The organism is Methanoregula sp. (assembly GCF_041663825.1).
GTDB lineage: Archaea > Halobacteriota > Methanomicrobia > Methanomicrobiales > Methanospirillaceae > Methanoregula.
Genome location: NZ_JBAYLY010000003.1, coordinates 89,343 through 108,217, shown reverse-complemented (window position 1 = coordinate 108,217; position 18,875 = coordinate 89,343). Strand labels below are relative to the sequence as shown.

Below are 18,875 nucleotides of genomic sequence, written 5' to 3'. Positions count from 1 at the left end.
GGAAAATTAATAATAAAAGATTATCATGTGAAGAATTGAATGTTAATATAATTAGGTAACTTGGCCAAAGTTGCACAGGTAGTGTACTAAATAATGAGAATGAAATACAGGATCCTCCCGATTCTTGCGGATCTTATTCCCACAACACTTTCCGCGTATGATGGCATCCTGTTTGACGACCTGGCATGTTGTCCGCATTGCGGCGGTGTCATCGCTGACTATGATATCAGGACAAAACAGTTTGCTGTTATCACTGATGGAAGTACCAAAAAAACCATCATGGTACGGGTAAAAAGGTTCCAATGTACAGAATGCCGCGCAGTCGTCTATGCCCACCAGCCATTTTATCCAGGTACACGTATCGGATCCCCCGTCGTTGATCTTTGCATCACATTCGCATCAATGATGCCATATGCCCGTGCATCAACATATCTCAAGCGGGCCGGTATCGTCGTTGATCGCTGGAGTGTCCGCAATTATGCACGACGGGATCTCACGGTAGTCACAAGAGAGATGTACGGTACCAGACTTCCGGAATCCATTGTCTCTCTTACCACACTTGCATCCCATGCCGGAGAGAGAACGTCAATCGATCCATCCGACATTATTTCAGCGTGTGGCTATCCCTCATTACAATTAACGGGTGAATATCAGCGGGCTAAAGAGGCAAAAAAACCCGGTACCGGGGATAATTACACCCTTCACTTTTCACTAATCCTTCTATGGGTAGCGCTTATTGATTTTGAATCCTTCACCCAGTATGCGATGGTGTGGCTTTCTTCAAATCTTATCGATCTTCCGGTTTTTATCTGACATCCCTCGTGAGGAACAGGCTGGTTGTTGATACTAGTACTTCTCTGTTTTTCACATTGAAAGAACAACCACCAAAAATTCGTATGAGCCAGGTCTGGAAGCGGGAGCATCCTTTTTTGGCAGCCTCCTCCCTCCCTTTACAGGAAGGGGTACCCCCCATTTGTCAAAGGTGGCACCCCCCACCTACGGGCCACAAGAAGGGGGTGGGGGTATCGTGCTTTTAAAAAATTGGTCGGGGGGTCAGGGTACCTCTCGTTTTTAGGAGTGGGGGGTACCCCCTTGCAAGAAAAGAGGCCCCTACCCCCCAAGCCATCGGCCGTCAAAATATACCTTCAGACGATAACTCCATGCGAAGCACAGGTTGCACCGGTGCAATCAGGGGGGGTAGTCCCCAGTCATGTGTACGGACAGGGGGGTGGGGGTACGGCTTTTAAAAAATTGGTCGGGGGGCATGGGTACCTCTCGTTTTTGGGAGCGGGGGGTGCCACCACGGGCTGGCAGGAGGGGGGTACCCCCAATGGACCGGAAATCGCTTCGGCAAGTCCTATTAAAAAATTCTGATGTTTGCAAAGGAAAATTCAGAGAAGTACTGGATACGGTTATTGAACCGGATTCTCTGGCAGCCCGGGTGCTCTTTTATCCAGTCCTTTGTTATTTTAGTAACAGTCATTACGAATGTTTTCGAGCCCGAATAAAAAGGTAAATTTCCTTTTTGGCACCCGGATTTCCCCAAAATATTCCGGGATTACATTTATCCAACACATTCTTCAGGGTTTTACTACCGGCTCGCCATCGCCGTCCTCAAAGACCGCCGTAATACAAAGGACTGCATTGTTGTTCCGGGGAAAGATTACGTCAATAAAAAAAGGAGATGCAATTTGTTTTATTTTGATTCACTTTTTCGTTATTGTCTCGATTAACCGGTCCATGATGCCCTCGCTCCGGTTTTTCAGACCGAAGCCGACAATAATTGCAATTGCCGCACCAAGACCAAGGCCGATACCCCAGGCAATCGGCGTGACGAAGGTATAGATGATCGTGAGATCCAGCTTGAGTTGGGAGAGCCCAAGGATGGCAATCACGAAATAGAGAAAGATCCGGAGTAACAGCAGTACCGCTGAAATAAACTCCATTCTGCCCCCATAATACTTTGTTAAGAAATCGATGAAATAGTCAACAAGGAGCAATCCAACCACGATAATGATGATAAACGCAACAATATGCGGAATATACCCTACAATGGAGGACATCAGTGCACTTGTAAAATCCAAATTGAGGACATCAACCGCGGCAAGGATCGCGATCAGATAAACGATAATCCGCACAGCGAGATCCCCGAGATACCCGAGCGTGAAACCGGCATGTTTAAACGAGGTGGAGAACGCTGTGTTCTCGATTACATCTATCGCGGTAATTTTGTCAAGAATGATCCGGACTGCTCTTCCCAGGAGTCTGCCTACTATCCAGCCGATAAGCAGGATAATGAGCGCACCGATAATGCCGGGAAGATAGGTCATAACGATACTATACCATTGATTTGCCAGACTGACTGAAACAGGATCCATATTACATCACAACGAAAATTTTCATCCCAATGCTTAATTTTGTACGGTATTAACCTATTGTAGAATATACAGCTCGCGTAATCCGGGTAGAGATACACAATTTTAACACCGGAATCAAGGGTCTGGTACGTTGTTGTGACTTGTTAAATACCAGACCAGTATTGATTATGACGAGGTCATTTTCTTTTTAGTCTCGTGAACGCACCCGGATCGAATGTCCCGGACCGGCATGAGCTTATCCCATGCCCGGGAAAAAGAGGAATGGTTTATGATACTGAGGCCTGGATGGTCCACGGGCCACTTGCCGTAACATTCAGGTAATATTTCCCTGCATCCAGTGTTTGGGGTTTCATCCCGGAATAAATGCCAATTTCGTTTGCGAGGAGAGCAAGACGATTACCCTGGTTGTTCTGGAGCCAGACAATGAAGTTGCTCTGGCCGGAATAGTGCAGGGTAAAAACCCATAACCCGGATTCGGTCGCGGTAAAGGGCACAACCATATCCCCGGTCCCGGAAAAGATCGCAGAGGATCCTGCGGCAGTCCCGGCCGATCTTCCCGATGACATGCCGGCCCCCTGGTAGAGGGAATACACGATACGGGGAGCTTCCTGTTTGTAAATGGTATTGGCGGACACGTCATGGATCCAGAGTGTTTTATCCCCGGTCTCGCGGGTCACAAGGTACATATTGTCCCCTGCAGGAATCCACGTCCCGTTATAATACAAATTGGGGACGCTTGAATATCTCTCCCCGGTATTGCCGTTTATATCGAAGGTGATCTCGAATTTGTACACCGTGCCCGGGCTCCTCCAGACTCCGACAATCGGGTCGAAGGATAATTTTGAAGCGGCGGATCCTGAAGAAGTGACCGACGACGGGGCGGTGGATGCAGGGGTCGTACCAGCATCTGTACACCCGGCAACGAGAACCGAGATTATACAGAGTACGATCAGGACAAGACACCCGGTTTTCTGCAGGTCGCGGACACAGTTGACTGATAATATTTTCATTTACGATTCAACTCTTCTTTGTAATGCTCTATTTTATCGCTTGGGTTTTGAGTACTTTCCGGTGATGTAACCGTCGGGTTATATCAATCATTTTTTTCATTTTGCCGCGAACGTCAAACATGGAGCGTGCCGTTTCACACGCCGGTCATCATGGCAAGTGAGGCATTTTCGTTGTACGGGAAGACAAAACCTGTAAGAGCAAGCGCAACAATGAAGAGCACGACACCGACGCATGCAAGCGGGAGCGTGTAATTTTTGAGCACAGTCCGGGTATCGTCACCGGTTGTATTCCGGACAAAATGGAAGAATGGATCGGTAACGTGGCAGACGATACACGAACCGGCGGCAACCATAAGGATCAGGGGCAGCGGGTTGATCTCGTTGATGAGCGCGGTCGCACCTATCACCTGCGCCGTTACGACTGCAGTCGTGACACGGGAACCCTGGGCAGTTGCAAGGATCGCGGCGATAATAAACGGGATAAGAATATCCGGTAGCACCGGAGTAAGTGTTGCAAGGGCACTATTTGCAAGCCCGGATCGCACCACGACGGTTCCGATTGCTCCTGCCGCACAGATATCAAAGATCACAAGACCTGCGGTTTTTACCCCGCTGGAAAACCCGCTCATCCGGATCTCCTGCGGGGCAAGGAGCAGTGCAACGAGAAGACCGATGAGCATGATAAACTGGAGAATCGCCCCGTGCGAAAGGCCCAGAATGAAATGCCCGACCGGGATCGAAACGATGATGGCAATAAACGGGGCCCATGCTTTCAGGTGCCGGGACAGCGGAATGACGGGTTCGCCGGCAGATCCGTGGGCCTCCCCGCTTGTACCGCTCAAAGTCGGGGTAGCTGACAAGCCTGTCGCTTCTGCTTCCTGTCCGCTCTTCCTAAACGATGACCGGGACCACCAGCCCGCTACGGCAATCACAAGGAAAAGCAGGCACAGTGCGATCGGGATGGTGATCAGGTCGAGCATGCCCCAGGAAATGGCGGGTGCAAACGTGGACGCAAGCGGTTGGGTAAACGGGGTCGGGAAAATGACGATGTATGATACGATCGCGCAGGTTGCTGCAACATAGAGCAGCATGTTTGCACGGGCCTTTTCCGGTTCAAGTCTTTTGAGCACCGGGGAAAGCATCGCGTAGGTTACCACCGGGCAGGTGATCGGGACGGAAAGGATAAAGGAAAGGATCCCGGAACTCGCCCGGGTGTTTTTTACTCTCGCATGGATTCCCCTTGCCATGACATCAAGGAGACCCTGGTCAAAAAGCAGCCGGACAATAACGATGCCGGAGAGGATCGCAATGGCAAACCCGGTAAATATAGAGCCCATGCCGCTTGCCATCCACAGGAGCGTGGAGTCCAGCCCCGCGCCGGCAAGGAGGCCAAAAAAGATTGCGCCAAGGATAAGAACGACAAAGACGGGCAGCTTGCGCAGGTACCCAAGGATGAAGAGGAAAAGGAGCGTCAGGAAGAAAACAAAAAATACGTCCATGATAAAAAGATTTCAGCCCCATTCCCTAATTATTGTGCCCTTAAAAAACCCCCTTTTTTAGAACCACTTGTGGTCGTGCCCGGAACCACAGCCTTTTGTAGCATCCCCGGTAACCGGGACGTGTGGACTCACTCACCCATGGACTTGTTGCTGCCATTCTCGCGTATATCCTCGGCTTCCCGCAGCTCATCCCGTTTGCTGTCATCGGTGTCGTCATTATCGATACGGACGTGCTCTTTTCCCTCATCTCCGACCGCCACCCGTCTCTCTACCTTTTTGTCCACGGCGGGATTGCCCATAGCCTCGCGGGAGCGGTCGTGATGTCGGTTCTCGCGTATGCCGGCATCTCCCTTGCAACCCTTGCCGGGGTTATCGATCCGGCCATCCTCGTCCGCGCCGGCCCTGCCGGGTTTGCTGCCGTGCTCGCCGGCGCGTTCCTGCATATCGCCATGGATCTCCCGGCAACGCCCGGCATCCCGCTCCTCGCCCCGAAATCCGACAAAAAATATGCGCTTTTTATCCTCCCGGGCCCGAGCATATTCCTGATGGCGGTCAGTCTCTTTTTCCTGTTCTGGATGGCTCTCGGTGTCGTCAATGTCGCGCAAGGGATGGTTGCCTACGCGGCGATCCTGGTTGCATTCCTTCTCGTCCGGTTCGTCGCGTTCCTTGTATCGCGGCCGGCGCTTCGCGGCACCATGCGGGCGATCCCGCAGGTAAACCCGCTGCGGTGGCTTGCGATCAGCGACAGCGGGGATGCCTGGACGGCACAGGACTACCGGATCGGCCTTGGGATGACCGACACCGTGATCATGCCGAAGTTCCGGAATACAAGTGCAGAAGAAGTTGCACAATATCTCGCGATGCCGGAAGTGAAACGGCTGATGTACCAGTCGTATATCGTAACTGCAGAACAAGAGGGAAACAATCTCATCTTGTCCGATCCGCTGAGGGAATCCGGCCGCCTCTTCTATCCGCCGCATTTTAAAAAGGTCACGATTCAGGCAGGAACGCCGCACCCGGAATAGCCCGATGAGGGTATAATAGTGCCGGCATGCATTCTCCGGCCGGGGATCCGGGTTTAGTACAGGAGAATTGGCCCACCGGTATAAATGGACCGATCGATCAATAGTGTAAGAAGAGCGATATGGACAGCATAACGGTCATCGGTTTTATCGCCGGGGCTTTTACCACCCTCGCGTTTGTCCCGCAGGTCGTGCGGAGCCTGAAATTAAAAGAGACAAAGGATCTCTCGCTTGCGATGCTTGCAATCTTTTTTACCGGGTTTGTCCTCTGGATAGTGTACGGGTTCTGGACTGAGTCCCTCCCCGTCATCGTAGCAAACGTCGCCTCGCTTTTTCTTCTCATAGTCCTGATCGGGATCAAGCTGCGGTACCGGTGAGCGCATTTTATCTTCTTTTGTTTTTTATTTTGCTCCCCGGAAAAACCTCTTTCATACTATGCGGCCCATCCCCGTGCGCCATGTTGTCTCCCAAGGGATACGGGACACTTTGAGCGATGATGGCAGTGTTGTGCTTCCTGTATTTTCTCCCGGAATGGCAGATATTTTTTGTTTAAAAAAATGGTGACCCCCGGGGGTGCCAGTATACCGCCGTTCGGCGAAAAAAAGAGAGAGTTTAATCCTGGAGGAGTACGAGGCAGCCGGCAATCTTGTCGTGGAGTCCCTGGCGCTTTTTGGTAAGCCCGATCATAATAAACCCGATGAAGATGATCAGGGTCGAGATATATTTCCCAAAGAACCGGAGCGTGGCCCGGCCAAAGGAGATCCGGTTGCCTTCAAGGTCGGTCACTTCAAGGCGCATCAGGATTTTTCCCGGGGTTGCCTGTCCCCGCGAGGATTCGAAACCCGCGTAGTAGAGCCAGGGAACGATAACGATCAGAAGTCCGACTGCAGCAACAATCGGCCCGATAGCAGCAATCGGCGTTCCCGCCTCGGTTAACGAGGAGATCGGCGCATGGGAAACCACGAGATAATACAGGTACATGATCCCATTCGCCACATTGAAGAATGCAATCGCAAAGATACCGAAGATGGCGATAAGAATAAAATCTACGATGAATGCGACGAACCGTCTCCCAAGGCCGGCATAGATGCCGACATCGGGAGCTTCGTCAACCTCCGGCGCAACGACCCCTGCCGGTACTGCCGGAGCCGCCTCGATCGGGGCTCCGCACCACTGGCAGAATTGTCCGGAAGCGTCAGTCTCTTTTCCACATTTTGGACAGAACATTCCTCATACTCCTGATAGATAAAGTTACTCCGGTGTCCTTTTTAATTTAACTGTTCTTTTCAGGGATATTAAGGAATTTCCCTGTCCGACGCACGAAACCGGCAGAGATCCCCGGAGATAGTGGGGTAGTTCGTCCGGGCGATTCCACTACAATTCTAAACGCAAGATAAAAAATCTCAAAATACAAAAGGGGTATTCATGAAATACGCCAACCTAGCAGCCGCATGCGTCGCGCTTTTTTTCTGTGCGATGTTTGCCGGGTGCACGAGCCCGACCCAGGCCGAGATAAAACCCATTGACACGACAGTTACGGCAACTGTAGTGCCCGAGACCCTCGTAACGGTAGTAGAGACTACCACTACGTTAGAATCCATCGTCCCGCTCCCTGCCAACCTGTATGTCGATGTCCGGCTGACCAAAGACCGGCCCACCAGCAAGATCCACATGCTGTACAATGGTGGCAATGGCGAAATTTTTGTCCAGAGCGTCAGGCTGAAAGTCACCCGCTCGGATGGCACGGTAACTGATCAGCTCCTGGACGGGGGTAACCAGCCCAAGCGTGGCGACGAGATGGTCGTTGTGGGAACCAGAACCGGCGATCATTGCGAGGTCTGGGTAACGACCGCAGGGAAAGTCTACAAGATCATTGACGAGGATCTCTACCCGATCCAGTGATCGGTCCCGGCCGTTTTCCTTTTTTTATTTCGTTATCCTGAATGAAGTTCCCGCCCGGCCTTCCCGGCATACTTCTGCATCCCGTACCCGAGCGCAAGCACGGCAAGGCTCACGGCACCAAGAACGATCCACTGCTCCACGCCCGCCGTTCCCACTGCGAGCCGGGCGATCAGGTTGAGCGGGTTGTAGGGCAGGGCGAGCACAAAGAGCATGATGACGACAAGCGCGGTCGAGAAGACGAATTGCGCCGCAGTCCGCTCGCGATAATGCAGCGCGACCAGTGCCCCGATCAGGATCAGGACAAGGGATGCGAGGGTGACCTGAAGCAGGATCAGGCCGGGATTCTGGATCGGTATCCGGTTTATCGAGAGAAGGAGGATCCACACCCCGGCCTGGAGCGGGACAAGCAAAGTGCAGGCAAGCACCTTGCCCCAGACAGTCTCAGCAAACGTCACCGGTGTCGAGAGGAGGGTCTCAAGGGTATCGTGCTGGTACTCCTCGGTGATCAGATCGATGATAAGCGCGGCAGAGATGATCCCCGGCAGGAAGACCAGGAGCGGGATCAGGAGTCCGTATACGAACTCGAAGTACCCGCTGCTATCCGATGACGGGGGGATTTCGATCGGCAGGGGCTGTTCGCTTATACGGTCCGTGCGGATCTCCCGCAGCTCGCTCTCGTACCTGAGGAAGATCGTTTTCAGTTTCACATCGACGACAGCCCCCATGAGATCGTTACTGAGCGTGTAGAGCGAGATCTTCACCGGGTCTGTGGCATCTGTCGCGGTGTCGGGGACGTAAACAACGGCAGAGAGCCGGCGCTCCTTGAGCAGTTCGACCGCGGTCGAGAGATCGATCCTGTGCACCCGGAAGTCCTGGCTGTTCTCCAGGTCCCCGAGCAGCGGCGACTCGTCTCCCGCGTACGCGATGTTGTACTTAAAGTGCGAATACTTCGAGAGCGACGTGGGGTCGTACATCGAGGTAAGCCCGACCATTAAAAACGACGAGAAGAGCGCGATGAAGAGCTGGAGCAGGACGGCAAGGAGGATCGTCTTCTCGGAAAAGAGTCCTTTGAACTCTTTTTTTGCGATGATGGTGACGTGCCGGGCCTTCATTTGATCCACCCCCAGATGAAGTACAGGTTATAACTGCAGTGGAGCACGCTTGCGGCAATAAGACCGGCAACGGCGCCCTTCCTCCCCCACTTCTTTAAGGAGACGGCAACGATGAGGAGGCAGACAAAGTGGATCATAAATGGCAGCCAGAGAACGCCGAGCGACAGAAACAGGATGTTCCCGAAGACTGATTCGGTGATCTCGGCAAGCGTGGCAAAGAGCAGGAGTTTTTCCCCGATCAAAAATCCCATCGCGGTGGCAGCGCAGGCATAGACCAGATGTTTCCACGAGAAGAACGCCGGATCTGCAACAAAGAGCGTGTAGATGCCGGCTGCTTTTGCCGTCTCCTCGATGAATGCCGCGAGGACAAGGAGGAGCACGAGCGAGAGCGGCATGGGCAGGTTGAAGAAGAGGACAAGGCCCATCATCTGCGCCATGAAGACAAACGGGATCGTGGCGGCGGCAACAAAGAAGAGTGACGCATAGGGGTGGGGCCGGGAGAGGGCGCCGGCCAAAAACTCGCGGCACCGGGGCAGGAGCGTCTTTTCCGAGAAGAGGCGCTCCTCGTTGAAGTTCCTTGACGCCACATAGAAGAGGACGATGCTCGTGAGCCAGAAGAGCGCGGTCGCGTAGCAGTAATCCGAAACCGTCCACGCGGTGCCCTGGATGGTGAGCACGATCAGTGTGAGCGGGGAGATCAGGCTGATCACGTGCACGTTTGCGAAGATACTCGGGAAGAAGAGGTACGAGGTGGCGACGGTCGAGAAGAAAATGGAGATAAACGAGAGTTCCTTGAAGCTCCGGGCAAGCATCCCGATGACAAGGGCGTTTGCCAGAAAGAAGAGAATGATCGGGACAAGGGGGAGGAGGATGATCGGCGAGGCGCCGATGTAGAGGGTGATGCCGGCGCAGATAACAAGCATCCCGAGGATGTACGGGAGCATCTTCCCGAAAATGATGGAGGTGGACCGGACCGGAAGGGAGAGGAGGACTTCGCCTTTTCTCTCGATCCGCTCGTTCATGATGCTCATCATAAAAAACTGCGAGGTGAAGTACAGCGGGAAGATGAAGACAAAGACGAGGATGATCGAGTCAAAGGGGAGCGGGGGCGAGAGCTGGTCCGGGGTCACGAAAGTTCCCATCGCGGACTGCGAGGAGAGGGCGTCCGTGTACCGGGAGACCTGCGTATTCTGTGAGGATGACGTGACCAGTTTTGCCCTCAGTTCATCCTGCGTGACGCCGAGTGTTGGCGAAGGAGTGGCAATATCCTCGACCGTACCCTGCGGGACCGGCGTGCCCCGGCCGGGCGGCGCCGGCACGAACTGGCCGTTCTGCGGGGCAGAAAAATTGAGTTCGCTTTTCACGGTCTCGGCATCGATCCAGAGCGGGTAGGCGGCAAAGAGATCGTCTGCGTTCGTGTACACGCTGCTCTTGTACTTCGTGTAGTCCCGTTCGAGGGTCTTTATCGCGGCTTTTCCCTTCTCGGTCGGGGTCGCGTACGCTGCCCCGTTCACGATGATGAGGTCGTACGCCCCGCGGTTGGTCAAGAGCGTTGCAGCATCGGCCTCGTCCACCGTGAAGCGTGCGTCGGAAGCAAACAGGGCGGCGACGTTTTGGTCATCGACACCGATCCGGTACATCCCGTCCTGGATGTGCAGGCCGCTCTGGGCGGCAAAACCCGTAACGACGACAAGGAGGACGAAGAGGACAATCGCGATCGGCAGGACATCGCGTGACATGATCGAGAAGGTCTTTTTCACTTCCCAACGTGCGATGGTTGCAATATCCCTGCCTGCACTCATGATGTCCGTCCGGCTCCCTCATGAGGGAGATCTTTATCAATAGTTGTGGGTACCGGGGTCAAATACTGTTCGGTACTGACAAGGTACTGTCGAGGACATATCCGGGACCCTCTCATACCGGCTGTCCCCATCCCAACCTATATGATTCACCCCCCACAAGTCTACATTAAGCAAAATTTCCCCTCCAAAAAAGAGGACACCCCCGGAGAACCCGCCGTGATTTCCGCCCGCAGCCTGACCAAGCGATACGATACATTTACCGCCCTTGACGATGTGAGTTTCTCGTTTCCCGAGGCCGGGATCTTCGGGATCATCGGGCACAACGGGGCCGGCAAGACCACGCTCTTAAAGATGATCGCAGGGCTGATCGCACCATCATCCGGGGAACTCGTGGTAAACGGGATCGATGTCGTCCGTGACCCGATGGCACTCAAGGAGACGCTTGGCTATCTCCCCGAGGAATCCCGGCTCTACGAGACGATGACGGCCGAGGACTACCTCGCGTTCTTCGGCGACATCTACGGGATCGAGAAAGAGGAGATTGCAATCAGGACCCGCCGGCTCTTTGCCGCCCTCTCGCTTGAACCAAACGGCAAGAAACTCGGCGAGTTCAGCAAGGGCATGAAGCGCAAGACCGCGATCGCCCGGTCGCTCATCCACGACCCGAAGTTTCTTGTCTACGATGAAGCGACAAGCGGCCTTGACCCGATGACCTCCCGGTTCATTGCCGGTTATTTGAAAAAACTTAAAAGCGAGGGCCGGACGATCGTGCTCTCGGCCCACAACCTGTTCCAGGTCGAGGCGATCTGCGACCGGGTGATGATCCTCAGGCGCGGAAAGGTGGTCGCGTCCGGCACGATGAAAGAGCTCCGCGACCAGTTCGGCTCGATCACGTACACGCTCTGGTTCTCTGCCGCCGATCCGGCCCGCATCGACCGGCACGAGGTGCCGTACCGGGAGGAAGACGGGGCGCTGGCCTGCGATGCCCCGGACTTACCCGGCCTTAACGCGATCTCCGCCGCCATCACGGCTGCCGGGGGGAGGGTGGAACGGATCGAGTCCCGGTACCCGTCACTCGAAGAGATGCTCGTCTCGATCGGGAAATAACCCCTGCCGATCGCTACGATTTTTGTCTTTCCGGACAACTATCTGGTAAAAACACAGAGAAGCGGCCATACCTGATGCCGTTTTTATTATGAGGTCTTTTTGCATGAATGAAATGCACATTCGCACAATGGATGAGCGGGACAGCGGGGCGGTCATGCAGATTTTCAATCATTATGCAGCAACCGGCTTTGCAGCATACCCGGAAGGGCCGGTCCCGGTGCAGTTCTTCCCCCATCTCCGTGAGGGGGCCATCTCCGCGATCGTGCTGGACGAAGGGGCCCGTATTGCCGGCTTTGGCCTCCTCAAACCCTTCTTCCCGTTCCCGGCGTTCAAGAAGACCGGGATGCTGACGTATTTTATCGCGCCGGAGTTCACCGGCAAAGGATTCGGGACGCAGATATTAGACCGGCTCGTAAAAGACGCACACAAACACGGGATCACTACCCTTCTTGCAAACATCTCCTCGAAAAATACGGGAAGCATCCGGTTCCATGAAAAGCACGGCTTTACGGTTGCCGGCACGCTCGCTGGAGTGGGCGAGAAGTTTGGCGAAACGTTCGATGTCGTCTGGATGGAGCGGAAGATCTGAAACGATCTGCAACCGGATTTTTTTATTTTTCTTCCCGTGCTGTAAACGATAACCCGGGTGCAAGCGTCACGGGATTATCCGGTAAGAAACGGTCTTAAAAAAAATTTCCGGCCCGGCACCGGACGATCCCTAGGCGATCCGTACCGCTGCGCCGCTGTTCCTTGCAGCCGTGACAAGCGTGGTTCCCCCGCCGATCTCCTGCATGTACGACTGCGCTGCCCTCTCGACATCCTGCATCCCCGTATCACTGATGGCGTACAGCGTGGGCCCAAACGAACTCATGCCGGCCCCGGCGGCCCCGGCCGCCCGCATCGTATCAAGGAGACCGGTCATCTCCCGGGGCTGGAAGGAGAGTTCGACTTTCTTGAAACCAAGTTCCTGGATGGCATTGACCGATGTGCCGAACTGATCGAGATCCCGTTCCGCGATCCCGGGGAGCATCCGCATGAGGACCTCGTGGCAGAGTGTCCGCACCTCGTCAAGCGGGACCGGGCAGCAGTTTTTGAAGATCTCGGCTTCCCGTGTTCCGCTCGCCCCTTCCGGGAGTGACGGGGTCGCAAGCAGGATACGCCAGTCGCCGGGGAAATCGTGATGCACGAGCACCGGCGGCGGCTGTACCCCTTTTGACGCGGATGAAGGTGCAAAGCCGGTCTTCTCGCAGCCCGGCCCGAAACGGTGCCCGCCGTCCAGAATAAAACCCCCGTGCTCGAACGCGGCCGTCCCGATACCCGAAGTCCCGCCGCGCCCGACCATCCGGGCGAGTTCCCCCGGGGTCATGGATTTCCCGTACAATTCGCAGCAGGCCCGGGCCGTGGCAAGCGCGAGCTGGGAACCGCCCCCGAGGCCGGTGTGGGCAGGGAAGTGTTCCCTTACGGTAATCGACACGCTGCTTCCCGCGTGGATCTTGGCGAGCACGCTTCCTGCGCAGTCCCGGACCCGCTGGGCCGTCACAGGGTCGCAGCCGCGGACTTCCAGCGACGGGCTTGCCTGTGCCTCGATAAGGATCGCGGGGTCGTCAAGGGCGATCCCGATCCCGCCGTCCACTCGCCCGAGGCTGCCGTTCATGTCAAGGAGCGTGAGGTGAAGGCGCGACGGCGTCCTCACAATCACCCGGCGCCCGTCAAGGAATTTGTTGTACGGGAACTGTTCTTCAATAAAAATGAGCGGTTCCCCGGCGTGGATGATCTGGTACTGGCGCATCAGCAGCGGTTCGTTTTTACAGACCGAAAAGATCCCGCTCACGTCATCCTTTGCGGGAGTTACCCGGGCGGCGAGGATCTCCCTCCGGGCCTCGATATGGTGGCGTTCGATGATCCTGCCAATGGGGATATCTGCCTTCATGAGGTCGTCCCGGAACTCCGGGGCGAGCCGGGCCACCGGCGTCTGCGATTTCGCGTAGATCAGCACTTCTCCGGTCGTGGCGTCGCAGAGTTCCACGATCCGGTGGTTTACCGCATCGCCGGGCGCGATGTTGAGACGCTCTGCGACACAAGGGTCGGCTTTCCTGACTTCCTGTTCCCGGGTCCGGACTGCTACCGGGTGACCGGTGACCGATTCTAAGAGCTGCGTGACCGATCCATCCGTGCCCAGCAGAATCTTCTGTACCGGGGAGAGCCTGCCCACATGCTCCTCGATCTCTTTGAGGCGGTGTGCGATATCCATCTTCACAACCTCCATGCCGGAAATATTAAGGTTATTGATCCGCCCGGAGAATCACGGCAAAAACAGCGATATTATTTCCTGGAGGATCTTGTGGAACTCTTCCGGTTTTTCCGGGGGCCGGGCGGGTGCGGCACCTGTTCGCTGATTGCATCGATGGCATCGGCCGCAAGACGGCCCTTCTTCCCGATGACGTCGCCGGCCCGGAGCACGGTGACCTTTGAAGTGAGGACAAAACTTTCGCTGAAGAGATCGAGGCCGCCTTCTGCAAAATCGTCAAGCCCGATGGGGATGCAGGGCGTGTCCACCGGAGGCCTGCTGCTGACCGGGCAGACGCAGACCTCTCCGTTCTCCCGTGCGGCCACCACTACGGCAGGCCGGGTCTTCGCACCCTTTCGCTCATCGAACGGGACCGGGGCAAGGATCACGTCGCCCCGCACATAACTCCCCATGTCCCGGATAGTTCGGCACCGGAAAGCATAAGGCAATTGATTGGTTTTTTTGGCCCCCTTGCGGACCCGGATAATCCCGGCAGCCCATACTACCCGGCCCTGAGAAACCCTTTACATTCGGGCGCCCGATCATCGGATCATAGGAACGGTGGTGAGACAAATGCAGTTTGCAGAATGCGTGATGCAGCGGTATGCTACAAAAAAATTTGATGGCAGGACCATTCCCGAAGCAAAGGTGAACGAACTACTGGAACTGGTGCGGTATTCGGCGTCAGCCTTAAACCTCCAGCCCTGGAAGATCAAGGTCATAACGGACAAAAAGGTGAAAGAACAGCTTCGCCCGGTGTCGAACAACCAGGAACAGGTCACGACCTGTTCGCACCTGCTCGTCTTCTGCGCGGATGCGGATTACGACGCCTTAATAAAACGCCTCGGGGCGCTGATGAAGGCTAACCATGTGCCGGAAGAGGTCGTGAAAATGGTTACCGGCATGGCAGCAAAGTTTGCCGGGAGTATGTCAAAAGAGCAGCAGGCTGCATGGTCGCAGGCACAGACCTACCTCGCGCTTGGGAATGCACTCAACGGCTCGAAGTCGCTCGGCTTTGATTCCTGCCCGATGGGCGGGTTTGACCCGAAGGCATATGCCCGGATCCTCAAAATACCGGCACACCTCACTCCGGTGATGCTCTGCCCGATCGGGTACGCGGCGGATAAGCCGGGGGCGAAGATCCGGTTTCCGCTCAGTGAGATTGTGTTCTGAACCGGGATTCGGGATCTTTTTTGGGGGGGATTGGGAGAAAACCTCAGTTTTTCTGTACTGTTGAAAACCTTTACTGAGAAACGAAGCCCCCCTCATGCGCCACCAGTCCCCCGAGGGGGACGGGGTGCAGAGTGATACCTCGGAATTACCTATACAGAAAATCTCTACACTTTTGGGTAATACAGCACTATCATAAATTGGGGATGCCCCGGCGGCGGGGGCATAAAATACCGCAGCCCCCAAGAGCGTCAACATACGATCTCAATGAGTTCTGCCGATCTAGTTTTTCAACAAATTACAAAACCCCTGGTGACTGAAGGTATTGTACCTGTTTCCCGGGCTGTCATCACTTTCACGTTCCACTGCGACCTCTTTAATATCCCTACAGGGAAAAAACAAATAAAAAATTTATGGAAAAACGCAGAAGCTGGAACAAAAACGGATATGGACATTAAACGATAATCTATCATATCCGACTCTTAATTATTGGTGAGAACTGGCTATGACCTCGATAGTTTCAAAAAATCAGGAAAACCTTACACCCTATATCTATCCCCTGGAGAATCCTGATTTCCAGAATCTTACCGGGTATGCCAACAATCAGACAAAACTGTATTGCGAAGCAAATCCCGTTTCTGGCAGAAAACTCAAAGGTCAGATCTTCACGCCTCCCAAAATAGCGTCATTCATGGCGGGGCTGTTCGCGTCACAAAAAAGCACGATCAGGATTTTAGATCCCGGTGCAGGGACCGGCATACTTGTCGCAGCGGTCTGTGATCGGTTTATTCAGGAAAATCGACAAAATCTCAAAATATCGGTTCATGTGTATGAGAACGATAAAAATGTCCTGCCGTTTCTCAAATCGACATTAGAAACCTGCAAAAATGCCCTGAATAACGTGAACTGTTCGATGGATTATCAGATTTTTGATAACGATTTTATTCTTCACCATGCGAAAGTCAAAAAAAGCGGGAAGTACGTCGCGTATTCCCTTGATTTGAATACCAGATACGATCTGGTAATTTCAAATCCTCCTTACTACAAACTGAACAAATCTTCACCAGAAGCGCTGGCACTCGAAAAATATGTCTACGGACAGCCAAACATTTACGCATTTTTTATGCTTCTTTCCGGGATGTTACTCAGTGAAACCGGCGAGATGGTATTCATCACCCCCAGAAGTTTTTGTTCCGGTCTCTATTATTCAAAAATCAGGAGATGGTTTGTACATACCCTCACTCTTGACCGGCTTCACCTCTTTGAAACCCGCAAAGACGTGTTTGTAGACGATCAAATCCTGCAGGAAAATCTCATATTCCATGCAACAAATGCCCAGCCAAAACCTGATGGAAAAACCTTGATCAGTGTGAGTTATGATCGACAGTTCACCCAGTACCAGGAATTAACGGTTCCATCATCCGATGTTGCATTTTGCCGGGGAGACGATTGCTATATCCGGATTCCCACATCAGAAAACGATCTTACGGTTATTGAGATCGTTGACTCGTGGCCAGAGACCCTCAATACGCTGGGTTTTGAAGTCTCTACCGGTCCCGTTGTCGATTTCCGTGCTTTGAAATATCTCAGGAGCACGATAGAGAATTCGCAGTGTGTCCCGCTGCTATGGATGCACAATATCCGGGGTATCGATGTGGAATGGTCTGTCGAGAAAAACGGGAAAGCAAAGGCTATCGAAATTACTCCGGGATCAAAAAACCTTGTCGTGCCGATGAGAAATTATGTTCTTTTGAAACGTTTTACCTCCAAAGAACAGAAGAAACGCGTACACGCCGCAGTACTGGATGCCAACCGTTTCCCGGATTTTGAATTTATTGGCCTTGAAAACCATCTGAATTATATTCATAAAAAACGAGCCATCATGACGCTTGATGAAGCGTATGGCATTGCCGCAGTCATGAATACCACAATTATCGATCAATATTTCAGAGCGCTGAATGGGAATACACAGGTCAATGCAACCGATATCCGTGTGGTATCCCTGCCGGAGTATGAAAAAATTGTTGCCATCGGGAAATTGATCAGGAAAAAAGATCCGGATTCAAAATCTGACTGCGATGATGCGATTGCAAAAGTACTACATATCGAAAAATATCTGGTAAAACCAGAAAACCGCTGATCTGCCATGAGTAAAATTGACGACGCATTGAAAATTCTCACCGTAATGGGGATACCCAAAGCCCAGCAAAACGATCGATCCGCATTAACACTTCTCGCTGTGCTCGATATCAGGAAGAAAACTCCCTGGAAAAATGCAAAAGAGCGCCCGATTATTATTCACGATATCATGGGATTCATCAAAGAGAATTATGCGGTGACCTACGCTGAAAATTCCCGGGAAACGATACGAAGACAGACACTCCACCAGTTCGAACAGGCCGGGATTGTTATCCGGAATAAGGAGGATCCCACCCTATCCACGAACAGTCCGAAGAACAATTACACAATAACACCGGAAGCATTATCGGTAATTCGGGCGTTCGGGACGCCGGGTTTTGATGCAGAATTACGTCATTTTACGGCGGATCACGGAAAACTCATAGAAAAATACGCAGGCCGGAAACATGAGCACGATTTAACGGTCACATTAAACGATGAGATACTGACCCTGACCGCAGGAGCGCATAATGAATTACAGATTGCAATCCTTCGGGATCTCTACCCAAGATTTTTCTCTGGTGCAGAATTGCTTTATCTCGGTGATGCAGCAAATAAAATGCTAAAAATAAACCCGAAACTTGTCGAAGAATTACACTTCCCTATCACGCAGCATGACAAATTACCGGATATTGTTTTCTATGACCGGACAAAGAACGTGCTCTTTTTAATCGAGGCCGTTACTTCCCACGGCCCGATGTCGCCGAAACGGGTGAATGAGCTGACAGAATTATTGTTAAAGTGCGGCATCAGGCAGATCTATATCACGGCTTTCCCGACAAAAAAAGAATTCAAGAAATATTTCGATGAAACCGCTTGGGAAACGGAGGTCTGGTTAGCTGAGGAACCCGACCATATGATCCATCTCAACGGGCCGAAGTTCTTGGTTGTGCTCGATAGTGAAAAATAATCTTCCTGACTTTTTCATTCCGGTTAATGGCACTCCTGTTTTCATTTTAACAACCACAAACCCTTGGGAAAAATAAAGAAAATCATGTCCGACAATGAAAGCATCCGGCAAGTGTGAGGATGCCCCCTGTGCCCCGGAGGGGCCATGAACCGGGGCCCCCTCACAATTTTTCCCCGGCTTTCAAGGTTTCCTGAGTGAAAACGATCAGGGCAGGCCCGTTTCTGCCGGATCAATTTTTAGTAGTTCTGGGAAGCCAGTCAGACGAGTCAAACCTTTGGAAAGAGGGGGGGGGTCACACCAGGATCAGGTACGACCCCCCTCAGCCTCCAGTCCATTTTTTCCTGTTTTTTACACAAACTTCACGTCATAAATTTAGATTTTCTGACCCACAAAATCCTTTCAACCTGTGGGGGGGTCGCACCCTTTTTTCAAACGCCACAATCCTGCGGCCCGGGGGATTCTGTTCAATCAGATTTCCCTCTGAAAATTGCCCGGGCC

Annotated in this window: 18 protein-coding genes; 9 read left to right on the top strand and 9 right to left on the bottom strand. The window is 53.2% G+C overall.

The genetic code is table 11. The features are described 5' to 3' along the window. Positions 1-93: 93 nt before the first annotated feature. Complete coding sequence (locus WCX19_RS02560) at positions 94-813, top strand: hypothetical protein (protein ID WP_373004535.1); 720 nt, start codon at positions 94-96, stop codon at positions 811-813. 547 nt (positions 814-1,360) lie between these two features. Here WCX19_RS02560 and WCX19_RS02555 read toward each other — a convergent pair. From WCX19_RS02555 to WCX19_RS02540, 4 genes are all read right to left on the bottom strand, one after another. Then, positions 1,361-1,483 carry a hypothetical protein gene (locus WCX19_RS02555; RefSeq protein ID WP_373004532.1) on the bottom strand — a complete coding sequence of 41 codons (123 nt, stop codon included), beginning with the start codon at positions 1,481-1,483 and terminating at the stop codon, positions 1,361-1,363. 223 nt (positions 1,484-1,706) lie between these two features. Further along, positions 1,707-2,378 (bottom strand): hypothetical protein, encoded by a 672-nt coding sequence (locus tag WCX19_RS02550; RefSeq protein ID WP_373004529.1) that lies wholly within the window; start codon positions 2,376-2,378, stop codon positions 1,707-1,709. Between the two features lie 266 nt (positions 2,379-2,644). Next, entirely contained in the window at positions 2,645-3,388 is a 744-nt protein-coding gene (locus tag WCX19_RS02545) for a hypothetical protein (protein WP_373004526.1), read from the bottom strand. Positions 3,389-3,522: 134 nt separating this feature from the next. Next, positions 3,523-4,887, bottom strand: coding sequence for a GntP family permease (locus WCX19_RS02540; RefSeq protein WP_373004523.1), 1,365 nt, complete (start codon positions 4,885-4,887; stop codon positions 3,523-3,525). Between the two features lie 122 nt (positions 4,888-5,009). Between WCX19_RS02540 and WCX19_RS02535 the strand changes: the two genes are divergently transcribed. Then, positions 5,010-5,912, top strand: coding sequence for a metal-dependent hydrolase (locus WCX19_RS02535; RefSeq protein WP_373004520.1), 903 nt, complete (start codon positions 5,010-5,012; stop codon positions 5,910-5,912). Between the two features lie 119 nt (positions 5,913-6,031). Further along, positions 6,032-6,286 (top strand): SemiSWEET family sugar transporter, encoded by a 255-nt coding sequence (locus WCX19_RS02530; protein WP_373004517.1) that lies wholly within the window; start codon positions 6,032-6,034, stop codon positions 6,284-6,286. A 235-nt stretch (positions 6,287-6,521) separates the two neighbouring features. On the opposite strand, the gene WCX19_RS02525 is transcribed toward WCX19_RS02530, so the two are convergent. Further along, entirely contained in the window at positions 6,522-7,136 is a 615-nt protein-coding gene (locus WCX19_RS02525) for an RDD family protein (RefSeq protein ID WP_373004514.1), read from the bottom strand. Positions 7,137-7,334: 198 nt separating this feature from the next. Here WCX19_RS02525 and WCX19_RS02520 point away from each other — a divergent pair, with 198 nt between their 5' ends. Next, positions 7,335-7,811 (top strand): hypothetical protein, encoded by a 477-nt coding sequence (locus WCX19_RS02520; RefSeq protein WP_373004511.1) that lies wholly within the window; start codon positions 7,335-7,337, stop codon positions 7,809-7,811. A gap of 32 nt (positions 7,812-7,843) precedes the next feature. Here WCX19_RS02520 and WCX19_RS02515 read toward each other — a convergent pair whose 3' ends face one another. Continuing rightward, positions 7,844-8,923, bottom strand: a complete 1,080-nt coding sequence (locus WCX19_RS02515) for an ABC transporter permease (RefSeq protein ID WP_373004508.1) — start codon at positions 8,921-8,923, stop codon at positions 7,844-7,846. Beyond that, a complete protein-coding gene (locus WCX19_RS02510; protein ID WP_373004505.1) occupies positions 8,920-10,725 on the bottom strand; it encodes an ABC transporter permease in 1,806 nt (601 codons plus the stop codon). The genes WCX19_RS02515 and WCX19_RS02510 overlap by 4 nt, the downstream gene beginning before the upstream one ends. A 216-nt stretch (positions 10,726-10,941) precedes the next feature. On the opposite strand from WCX19_RS02510, the gene WCX19_RS02505 reads away from it, so the two are divergent. Together WCX19_RS02505 and WCX19_RS02500 are read left to right on the top strand one after the other, a co-directional pair. Then, the gene (locus WCX19_RS02505; RefSeq protein ID WP_373004501.1) at positions 10,942-11,832 is read left to right on the top strand and encodes an ATP-binding cassette domain-containing protein; all 891 of its coding nucleotides are present in this window, start codon (positions 10,942-10,944) and stop codon (positions 11,830-11,832) included. A 112-nt stretch (positions 11,833-11,944) separates the two neighbouring features. Next, positions 11,945-12,421, top strand: a complete 477-nt coding sequence (locus tag WCX19_RS02500) for an N-acetyltransferase family protein (RefSeq protein WP_373004499.1) — start codon at positions 11,945-11,947, stop codon at positions 12,419-12,421. Positions 12,422-12,550: 129 nt separating this feature from the next. On the opposite strand, the gene WCX19_RS02495 is transcribed toward WCX19_RS02500, so the two are convergent. Both WCX19_RS02495 and WCX19_RS02490 read right to left on the bottom strand, forming a co-directional pair. Further along, positions 12,551-14,098 (bottom strand): beta-ribofuranosylaminobenzene 5'-phosphate synthase, encoded by a 1,548-nt coding sequence (locus WCX19_RS02495; RefSeq protein ID WP_373004496.1) that lies wholly within the window; start codon positions 14,096-14,098, stop codon positions 12,551-12,553. 56 nt (positions 14,099-14,154) lie between these two features. Continuing rightward, positions 14,155-14,532 carry a type II toxin-antitoxin system PemK/MazF family toxin gene (locus tag WCX19_RS02490; protein WP_373004493.1) on the bottom strand — a complete coding sequence of 126 codons (378 nt, stop codon included), beginning with the start codon at positions 14,530-14,532 and terminating at the stop codon, positions 14,155-14,157. 160 nt (positions 14,533-14,692) lie between these two features. On the opposite strand from WCX19_RS02490, the gene WCX19_RS02485 reads away from it, so the two are divergent. From WCX19_RS02485 to WCX19_RS02475, 3 genes are all read left to right on the top strand, one after another. Then, the gene (locus WCX19_RS02485) at positions 14,693-15,292 is read left to right on the top strand and encodes a nitroreductase family protein (RefSeq protein ID WP_373004491.1); all 600 of its coding nucleotides are present in this window, start codon (positions 14,693-14,695) and stop codon (positions 15,290-15,292) included. A gap of 502 nt (positions 15,293-15,794) precedes the next feature. After that, positions 15,795-17,429 carry an Eco57I restriction-modification methylase domain-containing protein gene (locus WCX19_RS02480; protein ID WP_373004488.1) on the top strand — a complete coding sequence of 545 codons (1,635 nt, stop codon included), beginning with the start codon at positions 15,795-15,797 and terminating at the stop codon, positions 17,427-17,429. A 6-nt stretch (positions 17,430-17,435) separates the two neighbouring features. Next, positions 17,436-18,377, top strand: coding sequence for a BsuBI/PstI family type II restriction endonuclease (locus WCX19_RS02475; RefSeq protein WP_373004485.1), 942 nt, complete (start codon positions 17,436-17,438; stop codon positions 18,375-18,377). Positions 18,378-18,875 lie beyond the last annotated feature (498 nt).

Bases quoted from the DNA above. Each gene is read 5' to 3' on its own strand.
- WCX19_RS02510 (WP_373004505.1), bottom strand. From the start codon at position 10,725: ATGAGTGCAGGCAGGGATATTGCAACCATCGCACGTTGGGAAGTGAAA.
- WCX19_RS02545 (WP_373004526.1), bottom strand. From the start codon at position 3,388: ATGAAAATATTATCAGTCAACTGTGTCCGCGACCTGCAGAAAACCGGG.
- WCX19_RS02475 (WP_373004485.1), top strand. From the start codon at position 17,436: ATGAGTAAAATTGACGACGCATTGAAAATTCTCACCGTAATGGGGATA.
- WCX19_RS02515 (WP_373004508.1), bottom strand. From the start codon at position 8,923: ATGAAGGCCCGGCACGTCACCATCATCGCAAAAAAAGAGTTCAAAGGA.
- WCX19_RS02530 (WP_373004517.1), top strand. From the start codon at position 6,032: ATGGACAGCATAACGGTCATCGGTTTTATCGCCGGGGCTTTTACCACC.
- WCX19_RS02495 (WP_373004496.1), bottom strand. From the start codon at position 14,098: ATGGAGGTTGTGAAGATGGATATCGCACACCGCCTCAAAGAGATCGAG.
- WCX19_RS02525 (WP_373004514.1), bottom strand. From the start codon at position 7,136: ATGTTCTGTCCAAAATGTGGAAAAGAGACTGACGCTTCCGGACAATTC.
- WCX19_RS02555 (WP_373004532.1), bottom strand. From the start codon at position 1,483: ATGACTGTTACTAAAATAACAAAGGACTGGATAAAAGAGCACCCGGGC.
- WCX19_RS02485 (WP_373004491.1), top strand. From the start codon at position 14,693: ATGCAGTTTGCAGAATGCGTGATGCAGCGGTATGCTACAAAAAAATTT.
- WCX19_RS02560 (WP_373004535.1), top strand. From the start codon at position 94: ATGAGAATGAAATACAGGATCCTCCCGATTCTTGCGGATCTTATTCCC.
- WCX19_RS02500 (WP_373004499.1), top strand. From the start codon at position 11,945: ATGCACATTCGCACAATGGATGAGCGGGACAGCGGGGCGGTCATGCAG.
- WCX19_RS02540 (WP_373004523.1), bottom strand. From the start codon at position 4,887: ATGGACGTATTTTTTGTTTTCTTCCTGACGCTCCTTTTCCTCTTCATC.
- WCX19_RS02550 (WP_373004529.1), bottom strand. From the start codon at position 2,378: ATGGATCCTGTTTCAGTCAGTCTGGCAAATCAATGGTATAGTATCGTT.
- WCX19_RS02520 (WP_373004511.1), top strand. From the start codon at position 7,335: ATGAAATACGCCAACCTAGCAGCCGCATGCGTCGCGCTTTTTTTCTGT.
- WCX19_RS02490 (WP_373004493.1), bottom strand. From the start codon at position 14,532: ATGGGGAGTTATGTGCGGGGCGACGTGATCCTTGCCCCGGTCCCGTTC.
- WCX19_RS02480 (WP_373004488.1), top strand. From the start codon at position 15,795: ATGACCTCGATAGTTTCAAAAAATCAGGAAAACCTTACACCCTATATC.